The organism is Rhizobacter sp. P2_H2 (assembly GCF_056403375.1).
Map to the genome: position 1 here is coordinate 1 of NZ_JBFUFP010000349.1, position 5,036 is coordinate 5,036.

General features: G+C 71.6%; 4 protein-coding genes. 3 read left to right on the plus strand and 1 reads right to left on the minus strand.

Translation table 11 applies throughout. From position 1 onward, the window contains the following. The first annotated feature begins 243 nt into the window (after positions 1–243). A complete protein-coding gene (locus tag AC1D15_RS17625; protein WP_477826995.1) occupies positions 244–1,545 on the plus strand; it encodes a virulence factor family protein in 1,302 nt (433 codons plus the stop codon). Here AC1D15_RS17625 and AC1D15_RS17630 read toward each other — a convergent pair. After that, complete coding sequence (locus tag AC1D15_RS17630) at positions 1,542–2,198, minus strand: TetR/AcrR family transcriptional regulator (protein ID WP_477826996.1); 657 nt, start codon at positions 2,196–2,198, stop codon at positions 1,542–1,544. The two genes, AC1D15_RS17625 and AC1D15_RS17630, sit on opposite strands and share 4 nt — an antisense overlap. 78 nt (positions 2,199–2,276) lie before the next feature. Here AC1D15_RS17630 and AC1D15_RS17635 point away from each other — a divergent pair, with 78 nt between their 5' ends. Further along, entirely contained in the window at positions 2,277–3,758 is a 1,482-nt protein-coding gene (locus AC1D15_RS17635; RefSeq protein ID WP_477826997.1) for an efflux transporter outer membrane subunit, read from the plus strand. A 17-nt stretch (positions 3,759–3,775) separates the two neighbouring features. Then, the gene (locus AC1D15_RS17640) at positions 3,776–4,912 is read left to right on the plus strand and encodes an efflux RND transporter periplasmic adaptor subunit (RefSeq protein WP_477826998.1); all 1,137 of its coding nucleotides are present in this window, start codon (positions 3,776–3,778) and stop codon (positions 4,910–4,912) included. Positions 4,913–5,036 lie beyond the last annotated feature (124 nt).

Consider the following 5,036-nt stretch of genomic DNA (forward strand, 5'->3'; position numbering starts at 1 on the left):
CAACTTCCGCGGGCTGCACAACTTCAAGGACAAGTTCGAGCCCGACTGGGAGGCGCGCTACCTGGCCGCGCCGCCCGGGCTGGCGCCGGTCTTCATCCTGGCCGACGTGGCGGCGCTGATCGGTGGCGGCCTCAAGGGAGCGATCAGCCGATGAGGCGCGTGCTCGCACTGGTGGCAGGGCTCCTGCTGATCCCGATGGCGCCGTGCCACGCGCAGGTGCGGCCCCAACCCAGACAGACGCCGATGCAGACCGCGCCCGGCACGGTGGCGCACGGGCTGTTCAACGACGTGCGCCTGTTCAAGCCGGCGGGCACCGTGCAGCAGTTCGTGTTCATGCTGTCGGCGAACGATGCGCCGGATGCCGCCGAGCAGCAGGCCATCGACCGCATGGTGGAGGGCGGGGCGCTGGTGGCGGCGGTGCCGCTGGCGCCGTTCTACAAGCGGCTGGAGAAGCAGGACGGCAAGTGCACGTATGCGGCAGGCGCCTTCGAGAACCTGTCGCGCCATTTGCAGGCGTACGAGCAGGTGCCGGGGTATCGGTTGCCGATGCTGGTGGGCAGCGGTGCGGCGGCGCCGTTCGCCTATGGCGTGCTGGCGCAGGCGCCGGCGGGGAGTTTCTCGTCGGCGCTGTCGCTGGGGTTCTGCCCGCGGCTCGCGCTGAAGACGCCGCTGTGCGCGACCAACGGCCTGCGCTGGGCGGCCGCCGGCGCCGGCGGTTTCGAGCTGCTGCCCGCGACGACGCTGGCCACGCCGTGGACGGCGGTGCAGGGCGCCGCGTGTCCAGCTGACAGCGTGCAGGCCTTCGTGCAGCAGGTGCCGAAGGCGCGCTGGGTGGCCGATGGCCCTGCGGCATTCGCGACGGCGTACGCGCAACTCTCGTCTGCCCAGCAGGCCGCCGCGCCGGTGGTGCCGCCGGCGCCGGAGCAACTGGCCGACCTGCCGATGGTGGAGGTGCCTGTCCCTGGTGTCGGTGCGGGTGCCGGCCGGCGCTTCGCCGTGCTGCTGTCCGGCGATGGGGGCTGGGCCGGCATCGACAAGGAGCTCGCGGCGGCGCTGGCGGCGCAGGGCATTCCGGTGGCGGGCTTCGATTCGCTGCGCTACTTCTGGAAGGCGCGCACGCCCGAGGGCCTGGCGAGCGATCTGGATCGGCTGATCCGCTACTACGCCGCGCGCTGGCAGCGATCGGAGGTGATCCTGATCGGCTACTCGCAGGGGGCCGACGTGCTGCCGTTCGCCGTCAACCGGCTGCCGGCCGCGACGCGCTCGACGATCAAGCTCACCGCGCTGCTGGGGCTCGCGCAGAAGGCCTCGTTCGAGTTCCACTTCAGCAACTGGCTGGGGCCGAGCGGCGACAAGCCGATCCTGCCCGAGGCGCGCCGGCTCTCGGCCGCCGACACGCTGTGCGTGCAGGGCGACCGCGAGAAGGATTCACTGTGCCCGAAGCTCGTGCCGGCGCATGCGCGGGTGCTGGTGATGAAGGGCGATCACCACTTCGGTGGGGACTATGCGCGGCTGGCGCGCTTGATCGTCGAGGCAGTGCGCTAGGGAATCTCCGCGTAGGCCGCCATGAACACCCTGACCGCCTCGCGCAACAGGGCCCGGTTCTCCCGCGCATCCGGCATGTCGAGCATGAGCAGCCCCCGGATGTGGCCGTCGCCCAGGAACATCGACAGGAACAGGTCCGCCGCCTGCCGCGGGTGCCGCACCTTCAGCGTGCCGGCCGCGTCGGCGCGGCGCAGGTACGCGGCCAGGTCGCCGATCAACCGTTCGGCTCCCTGCCGGTAGAAGGCCCGGCAGGCCTCGGGTTGTACCCCGGCGGCGCCGTAGAGCGAGCGGAACTGCGACAGCGCCTCGTCCTCGCGCGCCAGCGTCAGGAACTGCTCGCCGATGGACAGCAGCGCCTTCTGGGGCTGCTGCGCGTCCAGTGCTTCGGCGCCCGCGAGGCCGCCCACCACGCGCTCGGTGCGATCGCGTACCTCTGCCTCGAACAGCCCCTCCTTGGACCCGAAGTGGCTGTAGATGGTCATCTTCGAGACACCGGCGTCGGCGGCGATCGCGTCCACGCTGGACCGCTCCAGGCCGTGCGCATAGAAGTGCCTGCGCGCCGCATCCAGGATGCGGCGGTAGCGCTCGGGGTCCCGCGGCCTGCCGCGGCGCGGCGTCGGCGCGGCATCGTTCTCGGTTTCGTTCTTGGGCATCTTATTTAATGTACTTGAAAGTCCATTATGGCCAGGGTACACTTACTGTACTCAATCGTCCAGTATATGAATCACTTCATGCCGCTCCCCCTGCATCGCAGCCTCGACACCGGCGCCTGGGCGATCCGCGCCGTGGCGTTGGCCGCGCTGTTGTTCTTGTCGGCCTGCTCGGTGGCGCCTGTGCAGCCCCCGTCGCCTTCAGTGCCGCTGGCCGCTGCTTTTGCGCACGGCGCACCGGCGCCCGTTGCCGGCCAGGCTCTCGACGGCGCCTGGTGGGCCGGCTATGGCGACCCGGCGCTGACTGCGCTGATCGACGAAGCGCTGGCCGCCAACCAGGATGTGGCCATCGCGCTGCAACGCGTCGCCCAGGCCCGTGCGGGTCGCGATGCCCAGGGCTCTCGCCTGTGGCCCACGGTGGGCCTGCAGGCGTCGGCCTCGCGCAGCGAAAGCGGCCTGCCCGATCCGGTCAAGCAGGGGCAGCCTGACACGCGCGCGCTTCGCGCCGGTGTCGATGTGGCGTGGGAGATCGACCTGGCCGGCGGCGTGCGCGCTGCCCGCGATGCGGCGCAAGCCGACGCCGCGGCCGCCACCGCGGGCGTGGACGGCGCGCGCTTGCTGGTGGCCAGCGAGGTGGCGCGGCAATACTTCGTGCTGCGCAGCGCTGAAGAGCAGCTGCGCATCGTGCAGGCACTGGCCGCGGCCCAGCACGAGACGGCCACCCGCGTGGGCAGCCGCCAGCGCGAAGGCGAGGCGAGCGCCTTCGACCTCGACCGAGCAGGCGCCGAAGCGGAGGCGCTCGACGCGCAGCTGCCTCCACTGCGGATGCTGGCCGGCGTCTCGCAGACCCGGCTGGCCGTGCTGCTGGGCCGCAACCCATCGGCACGCGTCGTCGACGACGGTGCAGCGTTTGTGTGGCCCTCGGTGCGCGACATCGGGACCGGCCAGCCCAGCGAGCTGCTGAGGCGTCGCCCCGACCTGATCGCCGCCGAGGCGCGCGTCGCGGCCGAGACGCTGCGCGGCGCCGAGGCACGCGCGCAGTGGTGGCCCAAGCTGTTCCTGAGCGCCCTGTTCGGCCGCGAGGACCTGCGGCTGAACGCGCTGGATCTCGCGCCGGTGCATTTTTCGAACGTCGCGCTGGCGTTTGCCGCGCCGATCTTCAATGCCGGGCGCATCGACGCCGGCATCCGCGTGCAGTCGGCGCGGGCCGAGGAGGCCCTGCTGGCCTGGCAGAAGGCGGTGCTGGTGGCCGTGCAGGAAGTCGAGGACAGCCTGCTGGTGCGCACCGAAGAGGCCGAGCGCGCTGCCGCGCTGAGCCGCACCGTCGACCACCGCCGCCGCTCGCTGCAGCGCGCCCGGTCGCTGCAGCGCGAAGGCCAGATCGACCTGCTGGTGTTGCTGGACGTACAGCGTTCGGTGCTGGCCAGCGAACTCGCCCTGTCGAGCAGTCGCCTTCAGCAGGTGCTGGCCGACGTTCAACTCTACAAGGCACTGGGCGGGGGCTTCGCGCCGCCTCGGACCGGTGTTGTCTCGACTTCTCTTGCCGCAAGGACGCCCCGATGAACAGGATCTCCCCCGCCATGACCCTCACGGTCATGGTCGCTGCCAGCGCGCTGTCGGCCGCCTGCAGCAAGCCAGGCGCTCCTGCCGCCATCGTCAAGCCGGTCTTCGTGACCACGGTGACCGAGACGGCGTCCGCGCAGACGCGCGCCTTCACCTCCGTGGTTCGAGCGCGTGTCGAGACGGACCTGGGTTTTCGCGCCGGCGGCAAGGTGGTCGAGCGTCTGATCGAGGTCGGTGATGTCGTGAAGGCCGGCCAGGCACTCGCTCGCCTCGACCCTGCCGACTATCAGTTGGGCGCGAGGGCCGCTGCCGACCAGGTGCAGGCTGCTTCCGTGGATGCGCAACAGGCCGCGTCCGACGAGGCGCGCATGCGCCGCCTGCTCGCCGACGGTTCGGTGGGCGCTGCCGACCATGAGCGCCAGAAGGCGCGTGCCGACGCAGCTGCGGCTCGCCTGGACCAGGCCCGCCGCCAGCTCGACCTGGCGCGCAACCGCGAAGGCTATGCCACGCTGGTGGCGCCCTATGCCGGCGTGGTGACGGCGCTGCGCTTCGAGCGTGGCCAGGTGGTCACCGAGGGCCAACCCGTGCTGTCGCTGGCCCGTGACGGGGAACGCGAGATCGTCGCCGACCTGCCGGAGGAATGGGTGGGCCGGGCGCGGACCCTCGCCGCCGTGGCCACGCCCTGGCAGGGCGCGGCGCAAGACGCAAAAGCGCCGCTGCGGCTGGTGTTGCGCGAACTCTCGCCACTGGCCAGCGCGCAGGGCCGGACCTTCCGCGTGCGCTATGCCGCGACCCCCGAATCGCGCGCGCAGGTCGCGGCGCTGCCACTGGGCAGCACCATGCAGCTGAACCTGTCCGACCCGACCGCGGGTGCGCCGACGGCCGCCCTGCCGGTCACTGCGCTGGTGAAGGCCAGCGGCTCCGCGGGCGTCTGGGTGCTGGATGCCAAGGGCTCGGGCCTGGCGTTCCAGCCCGTGCAGGTGGTCGGCGCGGACGACGCGTCGGTGCGCGTCACCGGCCTGGCCGCCGGCAGCCGGGTGGTCAGCGTCGGTGCCCAGAAGCTCGATGCCGGCATCAAGGTGCGGGCCGTCGAACGTTCGCCCGAAGCCGGGCCCGCCCCCGTCACCAAGAGCAGCTCGCAAGGGCAGTCATGAAGCGCKTCAATCTCTCGGAATGGGCCGTCACGCACCAGCCGATGGTGCTGTTCCTGATCATCGCGACGCTCATCGTCGGCGTCATGTCCTTCAGCCGCTTGGGCCGTCTGGAGGACCCCAACTT

Coding starts and splice junctions, on each gene's coding strand:
- AC1D15_RS17625 (WP_477826995.1), top strand. CDS start 244: ATGCAGACCGCGCCCGGCACGGTGGCGCACGGGCTGTTCAACGACGTG.
- AC1D15_RS17630 (WP_477826996.1), bottom strand. CDS start 2,198: ATGCCCAAGAACGAAACCGAGAACGATGCCGCGCCGACGCCGCGCCGC.
- AC1D15_RS17635 (WP_477826997.1), top strand. CDS start 2,277: ATGCCGCTCCCCCTGCATCGCAGCCTCGACACCGGCGCCTGGGCGATC.
- AC1D15_RS17640 (WP_477826998.1), top strand. CDS start 3,776: ATGACCCTCACGGTCATGGTCGCTGCCAGCGCGCTGTCGGCCGCCTGC.